Origin of the sequence: Microbacterium sp. NPDC019599 (assembly GCF_040632175.1) — a bacterium.
Lineage (GTDB): Bacteria > Actinomycetota > Actinomycetes > Actinomycetales > Microbacteriaceae > Microbacterium.
The window spans coordinates 79,878-99,881 of the sequence record NZ_JBEYBL010000001.1; the positions used below are offsets into that span (position 1 = coordinate 79,878).

Here is a 20,004-nt window from a genome sequence, read left to right on the forward strand (position 1 = left end):
GTGCCGTGCGCACCCTTCTCCACCTTGGGCAATGACACGGGAGCAACGGATGGACGCGCGAGCGGGATTCGCAGCAGGCGGCTTCGCCGTCGGCGCGGCCGTCGTCGCCGTCGCGTGCGCCGTGACCCTGAGCAACAGCACCGCGCTCGTGGACGTTCCGGGTGCAGCGGCGGGCGTCGACGTCGTCCGCGTGACGCCCAGCGCCGTCGGTGTCACCCCCACCCCGCGTACGACTGCCCCGGCCGTGGCCGCGCCCGAGATCTCGGCGCCGGCGCCCACGGCGGAAATCGTACCCGCCCCCGAGCCTCGCGATGTCGCCGAGCCGGCGCCCGTCGCTCCGCCCGCCGAGCAGCCCTCCACTGAGCAGCCCGCCGAGGCCGCGGCCCCTGCCGCCCCCGCACCGCCCGTCGAGCCCGACCTCACCCGCCGCGAGATCGAGGAGCAGGCCGTCCAGTCCGGCTCGTTCGACCGCCTGCGCGCGTGGGCGATCGCCAACGGCTGGTCCTCGGGGCGCATCGACCGCTGGATCGACTTCATCGAGGCCAAGCGCCTCGAGCAGGCCATGAGCGATCTGACGACAGATCGCCTGAAGACTCCCGCACACGCGGGTGACGAGTCCGGACGTTCGTCCGGATCGAAGAGAGCTCAATCGCCCCAGCCCCCACGCGGCGATTGACCGGGCCGGAGTCCCCCAGCTCCGACCCTTTCCCAGCCCCCGGTGTCCCCCAGCACCGGGGGCTTCTCTTCGTTCTGGGGGAGGGCGGTCACTCCCAGCGGTAGCCGGCGCCGCGCACCGTCACGATGTGCTGGGAGCCGAGCTTCGCTCGCAGGTAGCGCACGTACACATCCACGACGTTCGAACCGGGATCGAAGTCCAGGCCCCAGACCCGGCTGAGAAGCTGCTCTCGGCTGAGCACATGCCCGGGGTTGCGGAGGAACTGCTCCGCCAGGGAGAACTCGCGCGCCGAGAGCTCGACTTCGCGGCCCGCGACGGTCGCACGCCGGCCGAGGATGTCGAGCACGACGTCGCCGTGCGTGAGCGAGGTCGACGCGGGCTGCGTGCTCTCGCGCAGGCGCGATCGCACCCGCGCGAGGAGCTCGTCGAACGTGAACGGCTTGGACATGTAGTCGTTCGCGCCGGCGTCGAGCCCTTCCACCGTGTCGCGGGTGCTGGACCGTGCCGTCAGCATGATGACGGGGACGGCGCTGCCGCGGCTGCGGAGCTCGCGCAGCACTTCGAAGCCGTCCATCGTGGGGAGGCCGACGTCCAGCAGGACGAGGTCGATGTCGGGGCGGAGCGCCCGCTCGAGCCCTTCGGCGCCGTCCTCGGCGACAGCCGTGACGTAGCCGGCGGCCTCGAGGCCGCGGCTCACGAACGCCGCGATGCGCGGCTCGTCCTCGATGATCAGGATGCGCGTCATCCGGAGGCCTCCCGCTGGAGCACGACGTCGCCCGCGCGCACAGGCTGGGGGAGCGCCGAGGAGGGCAGCGGCAGATGGATCGTGAAGGTCGCCCCGCCGCCGGGGGTGTCGGTCACGACGCATCGACCGCCGTGCGCTTTGGTGATGGCGTCGACGATCGCGAGGCCGAGGCCAGAACCGCCGACGGTCCGCTTGCCGTGTGCGCGGTCGAAGCGCCGGAAGATGCGGTGACGGACTGCAGGAGGGATGCCCGGGCCGTGGTCGCGGACCCAGAGACGGGCGTCCTCGTTGTCCAGGGCGCTGCCGATCTCGATCGGAGCGCCTTCCGGCGTGTACTTGGCCGCGTTGTCGGCGAGCTGCAGCCACGCCTGCAGGAGGCGGTCGTGGTCGGCGCGGACCGTGCCGATCGCCTGCGCTTCGACCGTCCAGTCGTGTCCCGGAATGGCCGTCACGAGCTCGCCGACGCGCGCCGTCAGGCTCGAGAGGTCGACGTCGGCGAGCTCGACGAGCTCTCCCTCGACGCTCGCGAGCAGGTCGATGTCGTCGACGAGCCGCGTCATCCGGTCGAGCTCGGCGATGCCGATGTCACGCGTGCTCGTGACGTCCTCGGCATCCCTGGGGTTCATCATCTCGAGGTGCCCGCGGATGATCGTGATGGGCGTCTTGAGCTCGTGCCGGACGTCGTCGAGGAGCTGCCGCTGGACGTCGACCGACCCTTCGAGCCGGTCGAGCATCGAGTTCACGGTGCGCGTGAGGTCCGAGATGTCGTTGTTGCCCTGCTCGGGCAGGCGCGGTGAGAGGTCGGTGATCGTGATGGAGTCGGCGGCGTCGCGGATGTGCCGGATGGGCGAGAGCAGGCGGCCGGCGACGAACCAGCCGACGATGCCGATCGCACCGACCATCGCGATGGCGGCGATCCAGTACGTCGCGACGGCCGCCGTCACGGGCGAGAGCTCGGCGCCGAGGTCGACCGCGCGGATGTAGACGCCCTGGGTGTCGTCGCCTGGCATCTCGACGGGGATCGCGATGTACCGCAGGGACCCGTCGTCGGTCGCGGCCGTGCCGATGACCGTGCCGTCCTCCTTCTCCGTCTCGGCCACCGCGCGTTCGATGAAGGCGCGGTCCTGCGAGATGTCGAAGCCGGACAGGGTCCGAGGCCGCCAGCGCGGCACGCCGTCGATCACTGCGACGGATGCCTCGTTCCGCCCGGTCACGAGGACGGCCACAGCCGCATGCAGGTACTCCTCGATCGAGTCGTAATCCTCGGGATCGAGGTCCTCGACCGCGGTCGTAGCTCCCGACCCCGAGGCATCCGGCTGAGGCTGCGAGGTGTCCGAGACCGAGTTGAGCATGCTGACCTGCGCCCTCAGGCGATCGTCGACGTCGTGGATGACGCGCTCGCGCTGCACGAGGAACGTGACGCTGCCCACGATGGCCAGCCCGACGCACGCGACCGCCAGGATTGCTCCCAAGATGCGGGCGCGTGCCGAGATCGGGCGGGGCGTGCGCGTCATTCCCCGATTATCGCCCCGCGAGGACCGGGGCGATACGAGGCGCGGTGCGCGCTCATCCAGGGTGCGTCATCGACAGCAGGTCGAGCTTCTCGTCGAGCTGAGCCAAGGTCAGCTCGCCGCGCTCGACGTAGCCGAGGTCGATGACCGCCTCGCGGACCGTGATGCCCTTCGCCACCGAGTGCTTCGCGATCTTGGCCGCGGCCTCGTAGCCGATGAGCTTGTTGAGCGGCGTCACGATCGAGGGCGACATCCCGGCGTACGCCGCGGCGCGCTCGACGTCCGCCTCGAGGCCGTCGATCGTCTTGTCGGCGAGCAGGCGCGACGCGTTGGCGAGCAGGCGGATGGACTCCAGCAGCGCCGTGCCCATCACGGGGATCGCGACATTGAGCTCGAACGCGCCGGAGGCACCCGCCCACGCGATCGTCGCGTCGTTGCCGATGACCCGCGCGCACACCATGAGCGTCGCCTCGGGGACGACGGGGTTGACCTTGCCGGGCATGATCGACGAGCCGGGCTGGAGGTCGGGGATGTGCAGCTCGCCGAGCCCCGTGTTGGGGCCCGATCCCATCCAGCGCAGGTCGTTGTTGATCTTCGTGAGCGAGACCGCGATCGTGCGCAGCGCGCCGGATGCCTCGACCAGGCCGTCGCGGTTGGCCTGGGCCTCGAAGTGGTCCTTCGCCTCGGTGATCGGCAGCTCGGTGTCGGCGACGATCAGCTCGATGACCTTCTGCGGGAATCCGATCGGCGTGTTGATGCCCGTGCCGACGGCCGTGCCGCCGAGGGGGACCTCCGAGACCCGGGGGAGGACGGCCTGCACACGCTCGATGCCCAGGCGCATCTGGCGCGCGTAGCCGCCGAACTCCTGCCCGAGGGTCACCGGCGTCGCATCCATGAGGTGCGTGCGGCCGGACTTGACAACCGACTTCCACTCCTCGGCCTTGGCCTCGAGGGCGACGGAGAGGTGGTCGAGCGCCGGGATGAGGTCGTCGATGAGCTCCTGCGTCACCGCGATGTGCACGGAGGTCGGGAAGACGTCGTTCGAGGACTGCGAGGCGTTGACGTGGTCGTTCGGATGGACCGTCGAGCCGAGGTCCCGCGTCGCGAGCGTCGCGAGCACCTCGTTCATGTTCATGTTCGACGACGTGCCGCTGCCGGTCTGGTACACATCGATCGGGAACTGGTCGGCGTGCTGACCCGCGATGACGAGGTCGGCGGCCCGCGAGATGGCGTCGGCGACGGCGCCGTCGAGGGTGCCGAGCTCCTTGTTCGCGAGCGCCGCGGCCTTCTTGATGCGGGCGAGAGCGACGATCTGGGCGGGGTCGAGCACGTCGCCCGAGATGGGGAAGTTCTCGACCGCGCGCTGCGTCTGGGCGGCGTAGAGCGCGTCCTTGGGCACGCGCACCTCGCCCATGGTGTCGTGCTCGATGCGGTACTCGATGTCGGTCACGTCGTCGTCCTCCCGGAGTGTTCGGTGTTGTCAGGCGGCGTCTTCGACGTCGCCGACGATGATCTCGGGCACCGTGGTGCCCTCGGCCAAGCGGTAGTTGGCGCCCACGATCGCGACGCGACCCTCGGCGACGGCGTCGCTGATGAGCTCCGACGCGTGCAGCAGGTCCGTCACGGTGTTGCGCAGGTGTGCGCGGCCCACGGTCTCCGCGTCGATCTGGCCGCCGTCGCCGCTCTGGATGACGTGCCGCACGGCCGGAACGATGGGGGCGATCTGGCGCCAGATGTTCGGGGGCAGCGCGGCCGCCTCGGGAGTCGTGCTGTCGATCGCGGCGGCGACCGCACCGCACGCGTCGTGGCTGAGGACGACGATGAGCGGCACTCCGAGGACCGCGACGGCGTACTCGAGGCTTCCGACGACGGAATCCGTGATGACCTGTCCCGCGTTGCGCACGACGAAGAGGTCGCCCAGCCCCTTGTCGAAGATGATCTCGGCCGCCAGGCGCGAGTCGGAGCAGCCGAAGAGCGCGGCGCGCGGCTTCTGCCCTGTCGCGAGCTCGTGACGGCGCTCCACGTCCTGGCGGGGATGCTGCGGCTCGCCCGAGACGAAGCGCGTGTTGCCGCGCACCATCTCCTGCCAGACCTTGCGGGGCGTCGGGGCGGTCTCTGTCATCGTGCCTCCTCGTCGATCGCGCGCACCTGGTCGGCGAGCGCAGCCGCTGCGATCTGCGCGGTCTCCTCGTCGGTGGAGCCGTAGACGAGGACGATGTCGTCGCCGGCTCGCGTGCTGAGCGCGACCGAGACGTTGCCGGCGCGTTCGGGGTCGGGGATGTCGTAGACGTCCCACACGACGCCGTCGATCGTGACGGTGCCGTCGACCGACGCGCCGCTGAGCGCCCGCGTCGTCCAGGCGGGATCCGCGTCGAAGCCCTGCGCGACGCGGAGATATCCGGATGCCTCGTCGGGCACGTAGACGATCGTCCACGCGCGCACGGAGTCGCCCTCGATCTTCGCCGAGTTCGCGATCCATCCGTCGGGCACGTCAGGGGCGATGACGGCCCTGCCCTCGGCGGACGAGACCTCCTCGGCGACGGCCGCCACGTCGATGGGCTCGCGCGCGGGCAGCTCACCGCGCGGGACGGCGAACACGATGACGACGACGACCGCGAGCGTCGCGAGCAGGGCCGCGACGAGGTTCCGCGTGTTCTTGCTCGCGCGATACGCGGCCGAGAACGCCGCCTTGCGGTCGGCGGTCTCTTCGGGTGTCTCGGGGCGGCCCAGTTCGGCGACGACCCGCGGTGCTCTGGCCATCACGCGTCCGCGGCCTCCGCGGCGGGGCGGGCCTGCTCGAGGCGGCGCTTCGCGCCCAGCAGCCACTCCTCGCATCGCTGCGCGAGCGCCTCGCCCCGCTCCCACAGGGCGAGCGAGTGCTCGAGCGTCGGAGCACCCTGTTCGAGCTCGGCGACGACGCGCACGAGCTCGTCGCGGGCCTGCTCGAACGACAGTGACGCGACGTCAGGGACGCCTTCGCTCGGCACGGTCATGCCTTCCATCCTAGTTCGGCGGCATCGGGGGTCCCTGCCGCGGGGGTCTCGGCATCCGTCCCTCCCTCGGCGATCTCGCCGTCGGAGTGCGCTGCGAAGGAACCTCGGCCGACCGTCACGATGACGCCGGCGCCAGCCGGGGCCTGCGCCGCGTCGCGGACGATGACGCCGTCGGAGAGGTGTGCGATCGCGTAGCCGCGCGCGAGCGTGGAGGCCGGCGAGAGGGCGCGCAGCGACGCGCGAAGCTCGGAGGTGCGGCGCGACTGCGCCTCGAGGGAGCGCTCGAGGATGTCACGGCCGCGCGCGACCTGAAGCCACAGCTGGTGCGAGCGCGACTCGAGCATCGCCTGCGGGGAGCGCAGGGCAGGACGCGAGCGCAGCTGCTCCAGCTGAGCGATGTCGTGCTGCAGCCGGTGGGTGAGGCGCGTCGTCAGGCGGGCGCGCAGCTGCGCGACGAGAGCGCGCTGCTCCGCGACATCCGGCACGATGCGCTTCGCGGCGTCGGTGGGTGTGGAGGCGCGCAGATCCGCGACGTCGTCGAGGATCGGGTGGTCGTTCTCGTGGCCGATCGCACTCACGACGGGAGTGGATGCCGCGGCCACGGCGCGGATGAGCCGCTCGTCGCTGAAGCCCAGCAGCGTCTGCGGGTCGCCGCCGCCGCGCGCGATGACGATGACGTCGATGTCGGGGTCGGCGTCCAGCGCCTTCAGTGCCGCGATCGTTTCGGGAACGCATCGCTCGCCCTGCACGGCGACGTGCTTGGTGCGGAACCTCACGTGCGGCCAGCGCAGCTCGGCGTTGCGGTGGACGTCCTTCTCGGCATCCGAGTTCTCACCCGTGATGAGGCCGATGAGGTGCGGGAGGAACGGCACCGGCCTCTTGCGTGCGGGGTCGAAGAGGCCCTCGGCGCGCAGCTGGGCGCGCAGCCGCTCGAGGCGCTCCAGCTGATCGCCGAGGCCGACGTGCCGCATCGCCGAGACGCTGAAGCCGAAGTCGCCGTTCTTGACGAAGTAGTCGGCCTTGACGCAGGCCACGACGTGATCGCCGACCTTGAGGTCGGCCGGCACGCGCCCCCGGGCGCTCGACCACAGGCGGAACGAGATGAGGGCGTCCGACCCCAGGTCCTTGAGCTTGCCGAAGACGTTGCCGCCGCGCAGATTCCACGACGTGATCTCGCCCTCGACCCAGACGGAGCCCCACTTGTCGATGAATCCGCGGATCGTCTCGTTGAGCCGCGAGACCGAGGTGGGCGCCTGCGGAGTCGAGTCGCGCGGGTGCACCGCATCGGCGGGAGGCGGCTCGCCGGGCACCACCTCGGGCTGGAAGGCGGTGCGCGCCGCGACCGGACGTTCGCCCGGGGCGCTCATCGCGCTCTGCATCATGGGGTCCTTCCGTGGAGCGCACGCCCAGGCCGCGCATCGGCGGCGCCCATACAATCGAGGGGTGAGTTCGCCGTCTGCAGCCCCCGCGGTCCGTATGCCCGTCCCGCGTGTCCCGCGGCGGCGTGAGCGCCTCAAGGATATCCCGGTGTCAGGAGACAAGCGGGTTCTGCTCGCCTCTCCGCGCGGGTACTGCGCCGGCGTCGACCGCGCCGTCGTCGCCGTCGAGAAGGCCCTCGAGCGCTTCGGGGCCCCCGTGTACGTGCGCAAGCAGATCGTGCACAACATCCACGTCGTGACCGAGCTCGAGCAGCAGGGCGCGATCTTCGTCGACGAGGTCGACGAAGTGCCCGAAGGCGCCCACGTCGTGTTCAGCGCCCACGGGGTCTCGCCCGCCGTGGTGAACGCGGCATCCGACCGAGGGCTCAACGCGATCGACGCGACGTGCCCGCTCGTGACGAAGGTGCACCGCGAGGCGGTGCGCTTCGCGCGCGACGACTACGAGATCCTGCTGATCGGCCATGTCGGCCACGAGGAGGTCGAGGGGACGGCCGGCGAGGCGCCCGATCACGTCACGATCGTGGGCTCTCCCGACGAAGCCGACTCGGTCGTCGTGCGGGATCCGTCCAAGGTGGTCTGGCTGTCGCAGACGACGCTGTCGGTCGACGAGACGATGGAGACCGTGCGACGCCTGCGCGAACGGTTCCCCGAGCTGCAGGATCCGCCGTCGGACGACATCTGCTACGCGACGCAGAACCGGCAGGTCGCGATCAAGAAGGTCGCGAAGGATGCCGATCTCGTCATCGTCGTGGGCTCGGCGAACTCGTCCAACAGCGTCCGACTCGTCGAGGTCGCCCTCGAGCATGGGGCGAAGGCCGCGTACCGCGTCGACTACGCCGACGAGGTCGAGCAGGAGTGGCTCGAGGGCGTCTCGACGGTCGGCGTGACGAGCGGCGCGTCGGTGCCCGAGGTCCTCGTCCAGGAGGTGCTCGAAGAGCTCGCCGGCGCCGGCTACCGCGACGTGCGGGAGGTGCGGACGGCGGAGGAGGACCTCATGTTCTCGCTCCCCAAGGAGCTGCGGCAGGATGCCGAGGGCCGCCGCGACGACCGCGCGCTGGGCGGACGGAGCCGCGTGTGAGCGACAGCGCCGCTTCGCAGCCCGATCCGCGGCCGCGCCCCGCGTACGGCGAGTACGCGACGCCGGAGGAGCAGCGCGCGCGAATCCAGCAGCCCGATGCGACTTGGGCGCTCGAGACGGGGCAGGCGCCCGAGGACGTGGCCGAGTCCGCGTCGGGCTGGCCCGTCGACACGTCGCCCGCGCCGCCGGTGCCGGCGTCGCGCGGCGTCGATCGCGCCGTGACCCTCGCGCTCCTGGCCATCGGAGCCTTCAACGTCATCGCGACCGCGATCTCGTACTTCGACCTCGCCGGGCTCGCCGACCAGGCGATGCGGATCCTCGGCGTGCCGGGCGAGTTCACGAACGTCGAGTCCGCGCAGCTGTGGGGTCCCATCGCGGCGGTCGTGCTCGTCGCGGGGTTCGTCGTGACCGCGCTCCTGGCATGGCGGCGGCTGCGCGCGGGGCGCCTCTCGTGGTGGGTCCCCGTCGTCGGGGCGGTCGTGACGTACATCTTCGTCTACGTGTGCATCAGCATCCCGCTGCTGGGGGACCCCGCCTTCACGCAGTTCGCGACGACCCTCTCCTGACCTCGCGCGACCTCGGCTCGGGCCATACTCGAGGCACCGGGTCACAGCCGACCGCGGTCGAGTGAACCTTTCGGCGTGCTGATCCGTGGTTCCAGCGAGGAGGTGATCGGTGCCGTCCGACGAGGAGGAGCGGCTCGTCGCGCTGTACGACGCGCATGCAGCGCCCGTGTGGCGCTACGTCGTGCGGCTCACGGGAGATCGGGCGGGTGCCGACGATGTGGTGCAGGAGACGCTGCTGCGCGCGTGGCGGTCGCCGAAGATCATGGAGCAGGAGCCGTCGACGACCCGCGCGTGGATGTTCACGGTGGCCCGTCGCATCGTCATCGACGAGGCGCGCAGCGCGCGCCGTCGCCATGAGCGGACGGTCGACGAGCTGCCCGAGCGCGCGACGGGCGACGACACCGACGCGCTCTTCGACGCGATCCTCATCGAGGAGGCGCTCGCCTCGCTCACCGTCGAGCATCGGGCCGTCATCGTCAAGGCCTACTATCGCGGACTCAGCATCGCCCAGACGGCGGCCGAGCTCGGCATCCCGGACGGCACGGTCAAGTCCCGGCTGCATTACGGCCTGCGGGCACTGCGTCTCGCGCTGCAGGAGAGGGGGGTCACGCGATGATCGCCGACCACCCCCGCTTCGCGCAGTGGGATGCCGCGTACGTCCTGGGCGCGCTCTCTCCGGCCGATCGGCGTGAGTACGAGGAGCATCTCGCCGACTGCGACGAGTGCCGCCGCGGCGTCGGGGAGCTCGCACCGACGGCGGGGCTCCTGTCGCGACTGTCGCCCGAGGAGGCCGAGCAGATCGACGGCGAGCAGCCCGACGATCCTCGGCCCGTCGCGATCCTCTCCCAGGCGCGGGAGCGCGCGCGCCGCCGTCGGCGCACGCGTGTCGTGGCCCTCGTCGCAGCGGCCGTGCTCGTCCTCGCGGCCATCGCCGTGCCGTTCACGATCGCGCCGCTGTTCCGGCCCGCCGACACGTTCGCCCTGGAGGCGGTCGTCGACATCCCGCTCCAGGCGAACGTGCGCCTCACGTCGGTGAACTGGGGGACGCGCATCGAGCTCGACTGCCGCTATCCCGAGTCCGAAGGGTCGGAGGGGCGCGAGTGGACGTATGCCCTCGCCGTCGTCGACAGCGCGGGCGACGCTTCCACCGTGTCGACCTGGCGCGCCGCGGCGGGGTCGACGGCACGGCTCTCGGCGGGGACTGCGCTCGACGTCGACGAGATCCGGAGCGTCGAGATCCGCTCCATGGACGGCTCGGTGCTCATGAGCTACGACCTGCCGTAGCTGTCCCGGAAACAGGCCGGAAAGGACGGATGCCCCGGCCTTGCGGGCCGGGGCATCCGAGGTGACCGGGGTCAGGACTTCGACTGGCCGTACGAGCCGAGCTGCTTCGTCGCCTCGACGACGCGAGCCGCCATGGCCGTCTCGGCGATCTTGCCCCACGCGCGCGGGTCGTAGGCCTTCTTGTTGCCGACCTCGCCGTCGACCTTCAGGACGCCGTCGTAGTTGGAGAACATGAAGCCCGCGACGGAGCGCGTGAAGGCGTACTGCGTGTCGGTGTCGATGTTCATCTTGACGACGCCGTTCTTGACCGCGAGGGCGATCTCCTCGTCGGTCGAGCCGCTGCCGCCGTGGAAGACGAGGTCGAGCGGCTTCTCGCCCGTGCCGAACTGCGACGCGATGCCGGCCTGGATCTCGCCGAGCAGCTCGGGGCGGAGCTTGACGTTGCCCGGCTTGTAGACGCCGTGCACGTTGCCGAACGTGAGGGCGGCGATCCAGCGACCCTGGTCGCCGAGACCGAGCGCCTCGACGGCCTTGGCGACGTCCGCCGTCGTCGTGTACAGCGCCTCATTCGAGCCCTCGTGCTTGACGCCGTCCTCTTCGCCGCCGACGACCCCGATCTCGACCTCCAGGATCGCGTTGATCGCCTTGAGGCGGGGGAGGAGCTCCTTGGCGATGTCGACGTTCTCGTCCAGCGGCACGGCAGAGCCGTCCCACATGTGCGACTGGAAGATCGGATTGCGGCCCGCCTTCACTTCTTCCTCCGAGGCTGCGAGCAGGGGAAGCACGAAGTCCTCGAGCGCGGGCTTGGGGCAGTGGTCGGTGTGCAGCGCGATCGTGATGGGGTAGTTCTTGGCGACCTCGGTCGCGAACTTCGCGAACGCGAGGGCGCCCGTCGCGCGCGCCTTCACGGTGTGGCCGGCGAAGTAGTCCGCGCCGCCCGTGGTCACCTGGATGATTCCGTCCGAGCCGGCCTCGGTGAGCCCCTGCAGGATCGCGTTGATCGACTGCGAGCTCGCGGCATTGATCGCGGGATAGGCGAATCCGCCCGCCTTCGCGCGGTCCAGCATGTCGGCATACTGCTCTGGGGTAGCGACGGGCATTTCGGTCTCCTTGCTCGGGGATATTCCACGGCCACTCTAGCGAGGGCGCCCTGATCGGCGGGATGCCTCGGCGCCGGGACAAGTCGGCGGACGGGCAGTCCTGCTCCACGTGAAAGAATCATGAATCCTTCGCCTCCAGGCGGCGTAAAACCTCGGGTCGGAGCCGAGCCCGCGGCTAGGCTGACGCCATGGTGAGCCTGACCGAAGACATGAGCCCTCTGCATCCCGATCGCAACCTCGCGCTCGAACTCGTTCGCGCGACCGAAGCAGCCGCGATCCGGGCCGTGCCGTATATCGGCCGCGGTCAGAAGGAGCTCGCCGACGGCGCCGCCGTGGACGCGATGCGCGCGTTCCTCACGACGGTCAACTTCGACGGCGTCATCGTGATCGGCGAGGGCGAGAAGGACAACGCGCCCATGCTCTACAACGGCGAGGCCGTGGGCAATGGCCGCGGCCCGCAGTGCGACATCGCCGTCGACCCGATCGACGGCACGACGCTGACGGCCGAGGGGCGCAACAACGCCCTGTCGGTCATCGCGGTCTCGGATCGCGGCACGATGCTCGACGCGTCCACCGTCTTCTACATGGACAAGCTCGTCACCGGGCCCGCCGGCGTCGGCGTCGTCGACATCGAGCTGCCGATCGGCGAGAACATCCGCCGCCTCGCGAAGGCGCTCGGCAAGCCCGTCGACGAGCTCGTGGTCTCGGTGCTCAACCGTCCGCGGCACGCCGAGCTCATCCAGGAGATCCGGGATGCCGGCGCCGGGACGCGTCTCATGTCCGACGGCGACGTCGCCGGCGGCATCAACGCTGCGCGCCACAACGCGCGCACCGACATGTGCGTCGGCATCGGCGGCAGCCCCGAGGGCATCGTGACGGCGTGCGCCATCAAGGCGCTCGGCGGGCACATCCAGGGGCGCCTCTGGCCGCGCGACGACGACGAGAAGCAGAAGGGCATCGACGCGGGCCTCAAGGTCGACGGCTACGTCTACAGCGCGGACGAGATGGTGACGGGCAAGAACACCCTCTTCGTCGCGACGGGCGTCACCAACGGCGAGCTCGTGGGCGGCGTCCGCCGCGCGGGCGATTACGTCTACACCGAGAGCGTCGTGCTCCGCGGGGCCTCCGGGACCCTTCGTCGCATCTCGTCGGAGCACCTCACGTCCAAGTGGCTCTGAGCCGCTTCCGGCGGCCGGTGCCGGCTGAGGCCGACCGGCCGGCTGCCTGACGCGCTGTCAACCCTCCCGGCTGGGCCGTGGGGCGTCTGGCACAATGGTTGCGGCGTCGATCGCGGCGCCGTCCATGTCGCGAGAGGGATGCCGATGGCCGCGCAGAGCACGGGCCCGCAGACCGGGGCACAGGCGGTCGTCAAGAACGCCACCGACCCCGCGCGACGTCCCGACGTCTTCTTCCGCGTGCGCCGCGATGAAGGACATCAGGTCTCGGTGTGGTGGATGATCGGCGCCTTCGTGCTGGTCTCGGCCGGCGTCATCGCGCTCATGAGCCTCGTCCCCGGCGGGGCCTGAGCTCGGCCCCGCGCTGTCCAAGGCTGCGCGTGAGCCCTGCCTCGGGCTCGCCGGTCAGGCGGTCGCGGTTCATTCACCCGGCGTGAGGCGCGCGCGCAGCTCGCCCAGATCCGCCGTCAGCGCGGCCTCGTCGCGCGGCTCGTCCGTGTCCCCGAGCTCCCCGGGCTCTCCGAGCTCCCCGGGCTCGTCGGACTCCGCGTCGATCCCCTCGAGGAGTTCCGGGGCCGTGAGCCGGCGCGGCGCGCGCTCGATCGCGGCCGGGGCGGCGACCGCCTCGAGCTTCGTGGCGTCGATGCCCGGGAACCGGCGCGCGCTCACGAGCACGCGTGACTCGAGGGATCCCGCGAACTTGTTGTAGCTGTCGACCGTCCGCTCGATCGCGCGACGGAGGTCGTCCGCGTGACCGGCGAGACTGCCGAGCCGCTCGTAGAGCTGGTTCCCGAGCTCGAACAGGGCGCGAGCCTCCTGCGAGACGTCCTGCTGCGTCCACGTGTAGGCGACGGTCTTGAGCACGGCCCACAGGTTCACGGGAGACGCGAGCGCGACGCGCTTGCCGAACGCGTAGTCGAGCAGGGCAGGGTCCTCCTCGAGCGCGGCCGCGAGGAGCGACTCGCTCGGGACGAAGCAGACAACGAACTCTGGGCTCGATGAAAGTCCCGCCCAGTACGTCTTCTTGGCGAGGGCGTCGACGTGGGCGCGGACGGCCTTGACGTGCTTGTCGAGCAGTAGCTTGCGCCGCGCGCCCTCCGGCCCCTGCGCCGTCAGCGGGATGGCGCTCGCCTCGAGGTAGGCGTCCAGCGGCACCTTGGCATCGACCGCGAGGGCCTTGTCGCCGGGGAGCCGGATCACCATGTCGGGGCGCCCGGCCCCGGCATCCGTCGAGATCGAGGTCTGCGTGTCGAAGTCGACGTAGCGCGTGAGACCCGCCGCCTCGACCACGCGACGCAGCTGCGTCTCGCCCCACACGCCGCGCGTGCTGCCCGACCGCAGGGCGCTCGCGAGCGACTCCGTCGTGGCGCGCAGCGCCTCGTCGGCCTCGCGCGAGTGCCGCAGCTGCTCGGCGAGCGAGCCGAACTGCTCCTGCCGGTCGCGTTCGAGCGCGTCGACCTTCAGCTGCATCGTCTGCAGGGACTCGCACACGGGGGCGAGCGCGCGCAGGACCGCCTGCTCGCGGCGCTCGCGCTCCTCGCGTGCGGCCTGGTCGTGCCGGGTTTGCGCGGCGAGCTCCCGGTACAGCACGTGCTGGTGGTCGAGCTGCGCCTGGACGCCGGCCCGCGCGGCCTCGGCACCGGCGAGCCGCGTCCGCACGTCGCCGAGCTCGCGCGCCGATCGGTTCGCGCCACGAGCGAGCCCTGCGAACCATCCCGCGAGCAGCCCGGCCGCGAGGCCGCCGAGCCCGAGGATCGATACGAGAAGTGCATCCATGGAAGAAGGATCGCTGATGCCTCCGACACTCCGGAGCACCCGACCTCAGAACGGCGCGTCGATCGGCACCGGTTCGGCTGGCTCGACGGGGAAGAAGGTGATCGGCACGGGCGGCTCGTCGAGGTAGACGATGCCGAGCGGCGACGTCCACTCGAGGACGCCGCCCGCGAGCTGTCTGACACGCCACATCGTGAACTGCTTCATCGAATGATGCCGTTGGCACAAGTGACAGAGATTTGAGCGGCATGTTATTCCGCCGAGCGCCCGATCGTGGTTGTGATCCACTTCGCAGCGCACCGCGGGCAGTCGACAGCCGGGGAAGCAACAACGCTGATCTCGCGCGCGGAGATAGCGGTCGAGAGACGCCGGTCGCTCGTACGTGTCGACTTCGATGACCGAGCCGGTGACAGGATGGGTCAAGAGCCTCTCGATCGGATGCGTCGTCGAGCCGAGCAGAGTCCTGGCGGTCTCGGCGTCGATCGGAGCTCTGCCCACCAGGTCAGCTGGACCGTCGTCGGTGCCGAGCACGGTGAGCGCAGGTACGACCACCTGCACACGCGCCCGGATCGCCCCGAGGACCCCTGGCCCGTCGTCGTCGCGCGTGGGATCGGCATCGGGTGCGGCGGTCAGGAGCATGTCGGCCAGGATGTCCGCGCGGATCTGGTCCAGAGTCCGTGTGTCGGTGGAGACCACATCGTCCGGGATCAGGCGAGAGAATGCCGAAGTGCCGGGCTCGACGACGGCGGGGAGGGCGGCACCCGTCCCCTCGCCGACGGAGGCTCGCGCCCGCTTGCGCGCGTCGCAGATCGCCCGCCCCTGCGCCGTGAGCCGGTCGTGCACAGCGTGCGCAAGGACGCTCGGAAGCGTCGCGATCAGGTCGGACATGCCTTCGCCGAGGTCCACGACCCGCACATTCCGACGCTCGCGCGCCCCGCGGTGGCGCTGGCTGAAGGTGCATGGATGAATGCGGGCGGCGAGGATCTCGAGCTGAGACTTCACGCGGCCCGGCGTGTCACCCCGGCAGACCTCGACCGCGGCCGCCTCGAACCGTTCGCGTGATTCGAAGAGAAGCGAGGCGCCGATCTCGGTGATCAGCCGCTGATGCCGCTCGGTGATCTCGTTGCGCTTGCCTGCCGCGAACGTGCGCGGGTAGAGCTCCGTGAGTTCGCGTGCATCGCCGATCCGGCGCTGCACCGTGCGGTCGTCCATCATGAGCGGGCCGGCGAACTCCGCCGCGATCGCGCGGAGCGCCATGTCGTGCTCGCGGACCCGGGTGTCACCTCCGACCGCGACGGCTTCGGCGATCCGGCCGCCTTGCGCGAGAGCATCCGTCACCATCGCGCGTGCCTGCGCCGCGGCATCCAGCCCGCGCTGCAGGAGTCGCAAGGCGTCGGCGAGCGCAACCGACTGCGCGTCCGTGAGACCGATGACGCCGTCGCCCCGCATATGCCCTCGATTCCTCCGCGCAGCGCTTTCACTGCGGGATCACCGTGGGCACTCGGTGTCCTTCCGACGCTCGAAGAAGGATCTCTTCGCCAACGAGATCAGTCTGGCACCGACCTCCGACATCGGGCCGCCGACGTGGCAGTCGCTCGGTCGTCGGGCCTCGAGCGCGCCGCGCGACAGCCCGACGGGGCGTCAGACCAGCGCCGCGAAGTCGAGCATCGGCGCGGCGGGCTGCGGCGCCGCGGGGATCTGCGACATCCGCAGCCCCACCGACTTCAACACGGCGTAGAGGTCGCGCGAGGCGGTGCGCTCGGCGGCGTCGATCATGATGTGGGCGCACGCGAGGGCGTCGGCCGCGGCGTCGTGGTGTGCGAAGTCCATGAAGCCCGCGACGGCCGCGACCGACGGCAGCCGGTACGAGTCCAGCTGGTACACGCGCCGCGCGACCTGCACCGTGCATGCGTAGCGATAGGGAGGGCAGACGTCGCCCGTCGCCTCGCACGCGCGGCGCAGAACCGTCATGTCGAACCCGGCGTTGTGGGCGACGAGGATGTCGTCGCCCACGAAGGCGGCGAGATCGGACAGCTGGTCGCTCCACCCCTTGGCATCGGCCACGTCCTCTTCGCGGATGCCGTGGATCCGCGTGTTGACGTCGAAGAACCGGTCGTGACCGGCCGGCGGCCGGATGAGCCATCCGCCCGTCGCCACGATCCGCCCGTCCCGGACTCGCGCGAGCCCCACCGAGCACGCCGACGCGCTGCTGGAGTTCGCCGTCTCGAAGTCGATCGCGGTGAAGTCCACTGGCACGCCTTCAGCCTCACCCGGTCGCCGATCCGTGCGGGCGAGGCGCGCCGACGGCCCGGAACCTCGCCTTCCTGCGGTTCGTGCCGGTCCTAGGCTCGAGGCATGGCCAGTCGCGAGGAGATGTCCACGTCGTTCGGATCCGCGGCCGGAGTGTACGAGTCGGGCAGGCCGGAGTATCCGCTCGAGGCGGTCGCGTGGCTGCTCGAGTCCGTGACAGGGCCCGACCACCGCGCGCGGGTCGCCGACGTCGGCGCGGGAACGGGCAAGCTCACGCGCGCCCTCGTGGAGCTCGGCGCCGAGACCGTCGCGATCGACCCCGACCACGCGATGCTCGTCGCGCTCTCGACGGCGGTGCACGGCGTGCCGACCTTCGTGGGAACGGGGGAGCGGATGCCGCTCCCGGCCGAGAGTGTCGACGCGGTCGTGTTCGGCCAGGCGTGGCACTGGGTCGACGCCGCGACAGCGTCCCTCGAGGTCGCGCGCGTGCTGCGACCCGAGGGAGTGCTCGGCCTCATCTGGAACGTGCGCGACGAGCGCGTGGAGTGGGTGCGCCGCCTCACCGAGATCATGCACGGCTCGGCCGCCGAGGCGATGATCGCCGAGGGCGGCCCCGAGCCGCATCCCCCCTTCACGGGCTTCGAGCAGCGCACGTGGGGGTGGAAGCGGCCCCTCACGCGCGCCGCCTTCCTCGACATGGTCGCGTCGCGCAGCTACATCATCACGGCCGCTGCAGACGAGCGCGATCGTATCCTGGGCGAGGTCGGGATGCTGTTCGACGAGATCGGCGGCGCGCGGGATGCCGTCGATCTGCCGTATCGCACGGAGGCGTTCCGCGGCATGCGGCCGTAGCCCGGTCGCCCGGGACGATGCGCGTGTCCGGCCCCGTCGCTAGCGTGGGGCCGGTGCGCACCCTCACCGTCTGCAATTTCGTCACCGTCGACGGCCGCTACGAGGACGACGACCACGACATCGCCTCGTTCTTCGAGCACCAGCATCCGGACTATCACGGCGCCGATTCGTTCGACTTCTACACGACCGAGCTGCTCCGAGGCGCCGACACGCTGCTGCTCTCAGGGCGCCGCTCGTACCTCGGCAACATGGGGTACTGGTCGGGCGTCCGCGACGACCCTGCAGCGACCGACATCCGGCGCGCGTTCGCCGACCTCATCCTCGGTGTCGAGAAGATCGTCGTCTCCGACACGATCTCGGCGGACGACATCGCTGGGTACCCGAACACCCGGATCGTGCGGGTCGCCGACGCCCGTGCCGAGGTCATCGAGCTCAAGCGCGGGCCGGGGCGCGGCATCCTGGTCCTGCTGGGGCGGATGCTGTGGAACGACCTCATGCAGGCGGGCCTCGTCGACGAGCTCCACCTGGTGACGTTCCCTCTCATCGCGGGCGGCGGGGTGGCGCTGTTCGACTCGCGACCGCCCGTCGCGCTCAAGCTCATCGAGACCCGCGTGTGGGAGGAGTCGGGCAATGTCCTGATGCGCTGGCGCGTCGATCCGGCGACCTGAGCGGCCGCCTTCGCCGCGACCGTCCACGAGAGAACTGGGCCGGTTCCGGAGCTATGCCCGGACGGTGCCGACGACGTGCCACGGTCCGCTCCGCTCGCGGAAACGGGGCTCGAACCCGCGGCGGCGAAGCACTGCCAGCATGGCGTCCGGAGCGTGGGCGAACGAACGGTACGGGTTCCCGGTGAGCCCGTAGACAACATTGATCATCCGCGCCGTGACCCTCGTCATGAGGTTCCGCGGCGGATGACTGAAGACCACGGCGCGCCGCCCACGCCCGGCCGCAGCCTCGAGCAGCCCCTCGAAGTCGGGATAGCAGCACACGACCCGGTGCAGCACGACGATGTCGGCGCGTTCCACGGCCTCGGGCGTGCCGGCGAGATCGACGCCGAGGACCCTCGTCACGCGATCGCGCATCCCCGCCTCGTCCAGCAGTCGCGCTGCCTCGGATTCGTACGCCGATGAGAGCTCGACGTTGGTGGTCCTGGACGCGCCGCGCTTGAGCGCCTCGAGCTGGATGTCGCCGATGCCTCCGCCGATCTCGAGGACGGAGGCGCCGTCGAGACCCACGGACGTGGCGAAGTCGAGCACGAGCCGTGCGCTGGGCGTGAGCCCGTCCCGCCGGTATCCGCGAGCGAGCCGGCGGGCGAACCGCGCGTTGAACTCGCGATCGAATCCCTGCGGCGTGCCGGGCGCACAGCAGTCGTCCACGGGATCAGTATCGTTCCGGCCGGATGACCCGGCAACGCCCTGCGCGGGCCCCGACCCGGTACGCGCGCCGGAGGACGGCATCCCGCCCCGCTTAGAATGGATGCCCGTGGCTCTCACCATCGGAATCGTCGGGCTGCCGAACGTCGGCAAGTCCACCCTCTTCAACGCCCTGACCAAGAACCAGGTGCTCGCGGCGAACTACCCGTTCGCGACGATCGAGCCCAACATCGGGGTCGTGAACCTGCCCGATCCGCGGCTCGACACGCTCGCCGAGATCTTCCACAGCGAGCGGATCCTGCCCGCCGCGGTGTCGTTCGTCGACATCGCGGGCATCGTGCGCGGCGCATCGGAGGGCGAGGGCCTGGGCAACAAGTTCCTCGCGAACATCCGCGAGGCCGACGCGATCGCGCAGGTCGTACGCGGGTTCGCCGACGACGACGTCGTGCACGTCGAGGGCGAGGTGAACCCGCAGGGCGACATGGAGACGATCAACGCCGAGCTCCAGCTCGCCGACCTCGAGACGCTCGAGAAGGCGATCGCGCGATACGAGAAGGAGGTGCGCGGCAGGAAGCTCGACCCGTCGATCCTCTCCACGGCCGAGGCCGCGCGCGATGCGCTCCAGCGCGGTGAGCTGCTCTCGGCGTCGGGCATCGACCTGACGCCGATCCGCGAGCTGGGCCTGCTGACTGCGAAGCCTTTCATCTTCGTCTTCAACGTGGACGAGGCGGTGCTGACGGATGCTGCCCGCAAGGCGGCGCTCGAGGCCCTCGTCGCGCCTGCCAAGGCGGTGTTCCTCGACGCGAAGATCGAGTCCGAGCTCATCGACCTCGACCCCGCCGACGCCGCGGAGCTCCTCGCCTCGACCGGCCAGGACGAGTCGGGACTCGACCAGCTCGCGCGCATCGGCTTCGACACGCTCGGCCTGCAGACCTACCTCACGGCGGGCCCGAAGGAAGCGCGCGCCTGGACGATCGGCAAGGGCTGGAAGGCTCCGCAGGCGGCCGGCGTCATCCACACCGACTTCGAGAAGGGCTTCATCAAGGCGGAGGTCATCTCGTTCGACGACCTCGTCGCGACGGGCTCCGTCGTCGAGGCCCGCGCGAAGGGCAAGGCCCGACTCGAGGGCAAGGACTACGTCATGCAGGACGGCGACGTCGTCGAGTTCCGTTTCAACGTCTGAGTTCAT

Annotated in this window: 22 protein-coding genes; 10 read left to right on the forward strand and 12 right to left on the reverse strand. The window is 70.7% G+C overall.

Going from position 1 to position 20,004, the window contains the following annotated elements:
• The first annotated feature begins 49 nt into the window (after positions 1-49).
• Positions 50-676 carry a hypothetical protein gene (locus ABZ477_RS00365; RefSeq protein WP_360126147.1) on the forward strand — a complete coding sequence of 209 codons (627 nt, stop codon included), beginning with the start codon at positions 50-52 and terminating at the stop codon, positions 674-676.
• 88 nt (positions 677-764) lie between these two features.
• Here ABZ477_RS00365 and ABZ477_RS00370 read toward each other — a convergent pair whose 3' ends face one another.
• From ABZ477_RS00370 to xseA, 7 genes are read right to left on the reverse strand one after another with little or no spacing between them, the layout of a single operon-like run.
• Positions 765-1,421, reverse strand: a complete 657-nt coding sequence (locus tag ABZ477_RS00370; RefSeq protein ID WP_360126150.1) for a response regulator transcription factor — start codon at positions 1,419-1,421, stop codon at positions 765-767.
• A complete protein-coding gene (locus ABZ477_RS00375; protein ID WP_360126153.1) occupies positions 1,418-2,935 on the reverse strand; it encodes a HAMP domain-containing sensor histidine kinase in 1,518 nt (505 codons plus the stop codon). Before ABZ477_RS00375 ends, ABZ477_RS00370 begins: the two co-directional genes overlap by 4 nt.
• 52 nt (positions 2,936-2,987) lie before the next feature.
• Positions 2,988-4,382 (reverse strand): class II fumarate hydratase, encoded by a 1,395-nt coding sequence (locus ABZ477_RS00380; protein WP_360126156.1) that lies wholly within the window; start codon positions 4,380-4,382, stop codon positions 2,988-2,990.
• Positions 4,383-4,412: 30 nt separating this feature from the next.
• The gene (locus tag ABZ477_RS00385) at positions 4,413-5,054 is read right to left on the reverse strand and encodes a carbonic anhydrase (protein ID WP_360126159.1); all 642 of its coding nucleotides are present in this window, start codon (positions 5,052-5,054) and stop codon (positions 4,413-4,415) included.
• A complete protein-coding gene (locus ABZ477_RS00390; RefSeq protein ID WP_360126162.1) occupies positions 5,051-5,692 on the reverse strand; it encodes a DUF4245 family protein in 642 nt (213 codons plus the stop codon). Before ABZ477_RS00390 ends, ABZ477_RS00385 begins: the two co-directional genes overlap by 4 nt.
• Positions 5,692-5,934, reverse strand: a complete 243-nt coding sequence (locus ABZ477_RS00395) for an exodeoxyribonuclease VII small subunit (RefSeq protein WP_360126164.1) — start codon at positions 5,932-5,934, stop codon at positions 5,692-5,694. The genes ABZ477_RS00390 and ABZ477_RS00395 overlap by 1 nt, the downstream gene beginning before the upstream one ends.
• Positions 5,922-7,292: an exodeoxyribonuclease VII large subunit gene (xseA, locus tag ABZ477_RS00400; RefSeq protein WP_360127870.1), complete on the reverse strand. Its 1,371-nt coding sequence runs from the start codon at positions 7,290-7,292 to the stop codon at positions 5,922-5,924. The genes ABZ477_RS00395 and xseA overlap by 13 nt, the downstream gene beginning before the upstream one ends.
• A 109-nt stretch (positions 7,293-7,401) precedes the next feature.
• Between xseA and ABZ477_RS00405 the strand changes: the two genes are divergently transcribed.
• From ABZ477_RS00405 to ABZ477_RS00420, 4 genes are all read left to right on the forward strand, one after another.
• Positions 7,402-8,442: a 4-hydroxy-3-methylbut-2-enyl diphosphate reductase gene (locus ABZ477_RS00405; protein WP_360127873.1), complete on the forward strand. Its 1,041-nt coding sequence runs from the start codon at positions 7,402-7,404 to the stop codon at positions 8,440-8,442.
• Positions 8,439-9,008, forward strand: coding sequence for a DUF6264 family protein (locus ABZ477_RS00410; protein ID WP_360126167.1), 570 nt, complete (start codon positions 8,439-8,441; stop codon positions 9,006-9,008). Before ABZ477_RS00405 ends, ABZ477_RS00410 begins: the two co-directional genes overlap by 4 nt.
• A gap of 109 nt (positions 9,009-9,117) precedes the next feature.
• The gene (locus ABZ477_RS00415; protein WP_360126170.1) at positions 9,118-9,624 is read left to right on the forward strand and encodes a sigma-70 family RNA polymerase sigma factor; all 507 of its coding nucleotides are present in this window, start codon (positions 9,118-9,120) and stop codon (positions 9,622-9,624) included.
• Positions 9,621-10,292, forward strand: a complete 672-nt coding sequence (locus tag ABZ477_RS00420) for a zf-HC2 domain-containing protein (protein ID WP_360126173.1) — start codon at positions 9,621-9,623, stop codon at positions 10,290-10,292. Before ABZ477_RS00415 ends, ABZ477_RS00420 begins: the two co-directional genes overlap by 4 nt.
• Before the next feature lie 71 nt (positions 10,293-10,363).
• Here the strand turns inward: ABZ477_RS00420 and fbaA are convergent, their stop codons facing one another.
• On the reverse strand, positions 10,364-11,392 hold the full coding sequence (fbaA, locus tag ABZ477_RS00425; protein WP_360126176.1) for a class II fructose-bisphosphate aldolase: 1,029 nt from the start codon (positions 11,390-11,392) through the stop codon (positions 10,364-10,366).
• 188 nt (positions 11,393-11,580) lie between these two features.
• On the opposite strand from fbaA, the gene glpX reads away from it, so the two are divergent.
• Positions 11,581-12,570 (forward strand): class II fructose-bisphosphatase, encoded by a 990-nt coding sequence (glpX, locus tag ABZ477_RS00430; protein ID WP_360126178.1) that lies wholly within the window; start codon positions 11,581-11,583, stop codon positions 12,568-12,570.
• 144 nt (positions 12,571-12,714) lie between these two features.
• Entirely contained in the window at positions 12,715-12,918 is a 204-nt protein-coding gene (locus ABZ477_RS00435) for a UDP-N-acetylmuramyl pentapeptide phosphotransferase (RefSeq protein ID WP_360126181.1), read from the forward strand.
• 69 nt (positions 12,919-12,987) lie between these two features.
• Here the strand turns inward: ABZ477_RS00435 and ABZ477_RS00440 are convergent, their stop codons facing one another.
• From ABZ477_RS00440 to ABZ477_RS00450, 3 genes are all read right to left on the reverse strand, one after another.
• Positions 12,988-14,343 carry a DNA recombination protein RmuC gene (locus ABZ477_RS00440; RefSeq protein ID WP_360126184.1) on the reverse strand — a complete coding sequence of 452 codons (1,356 nt, stop codon included), beginning with the start codon at positions 14,341-14,343 and terminating at the stop codon, positions 12,988-12,990.
• A gap of 45 nt (positions 14,344-14,388) precedes the next feature.
• Positions 14,389-15,789 carry an HNH endonuclease signature motif containing protein gene (locus tag ABZ477_RS00445; protein WP_360126186.1) on the reverse strand — a complete coding sequence of 467 codons (1,401 nt, stop codon included), beginning with the start codon at positions 15,787-15,789 and terminating at the stop codon, positions 14,389-14,391.
• A 192-nt stretch (positions 15,790-15,981) separates the two neighbouring features.
• Entirely contained in the window at positions 15,982-16,596 is a 615-nt protein-coding gene (locus tag ABZ477_RS00450; protein WP_360126189.1) for an exonuclease domain-containing protein, read from the reverse strand.
• A 99-nt stretch (positions 16,597-16,695) separates the two neighbouring features.
• Between ABZ477_RS00450 and ABZ477_RS00455 the strand changes: the two genes are divergently transcribed.
• Both ABZ477_RS00455 and ABZ477_RS00460 read left to right on the forward strand, forming a co-directional pair.
• Positions 16,696-17,442, forward strand: a complete 747-nt coding sequence (locus ABZ477_RS00455) for a class I SAM-dependent methyltransferase (RefSeq protein WP_360126192.1) — start codon at positions 16,696-16,698, stop codon at positions 17,440-17,442.
• Between the two features lie 53 nt (positions 17,443-17,495).
• A complete protein-coding gene (locus tag ABZ477_RS00460; protein ID WP_360126195.1) occupies positions 17,496-18,110 on the forward strand; it encodes a dihydrofolate reductase family protein in 615 nt (204 codons plus the stop codon).
• Positions 18,111-18,161: 51 nt separating this feature from the next.
• On the opposite strand, the gene ABZ477_RS00465 is transcribed toward ABZ477_RS00460, so the two are convergent.
• Positions 18,162-18,818, reverse strand: a complete 657-nt coding sequence (locus ABZ477_RS00465; RefSeq protein WP_360126198.1) for an SAM-dependent methyltransferase — start codon at positions 18,816-18,818, stop codon at positions 18,162-18,164.
• A 106-nt stretch (positions 18,819-18,924) separates the two neighbouring features.
• Here ABZ477_RS00465 and ychF point away from each other — a divergent pair, with 106 nt between their 5' ends.
• Positions 18,925-19,998, forward strand: a complete 1,074-nt coding sequence (gene ychF, locus ABZ477_RS00470) for a redox-regulated ATPase YchF (protein WP_360126201.1) — start codon at positions 18,925-18,927, stop codon at positions 19,996-19,998.
• The last annotated feature ends 6 nt before the right edge of the window (positions 19,999-20,004 follow it).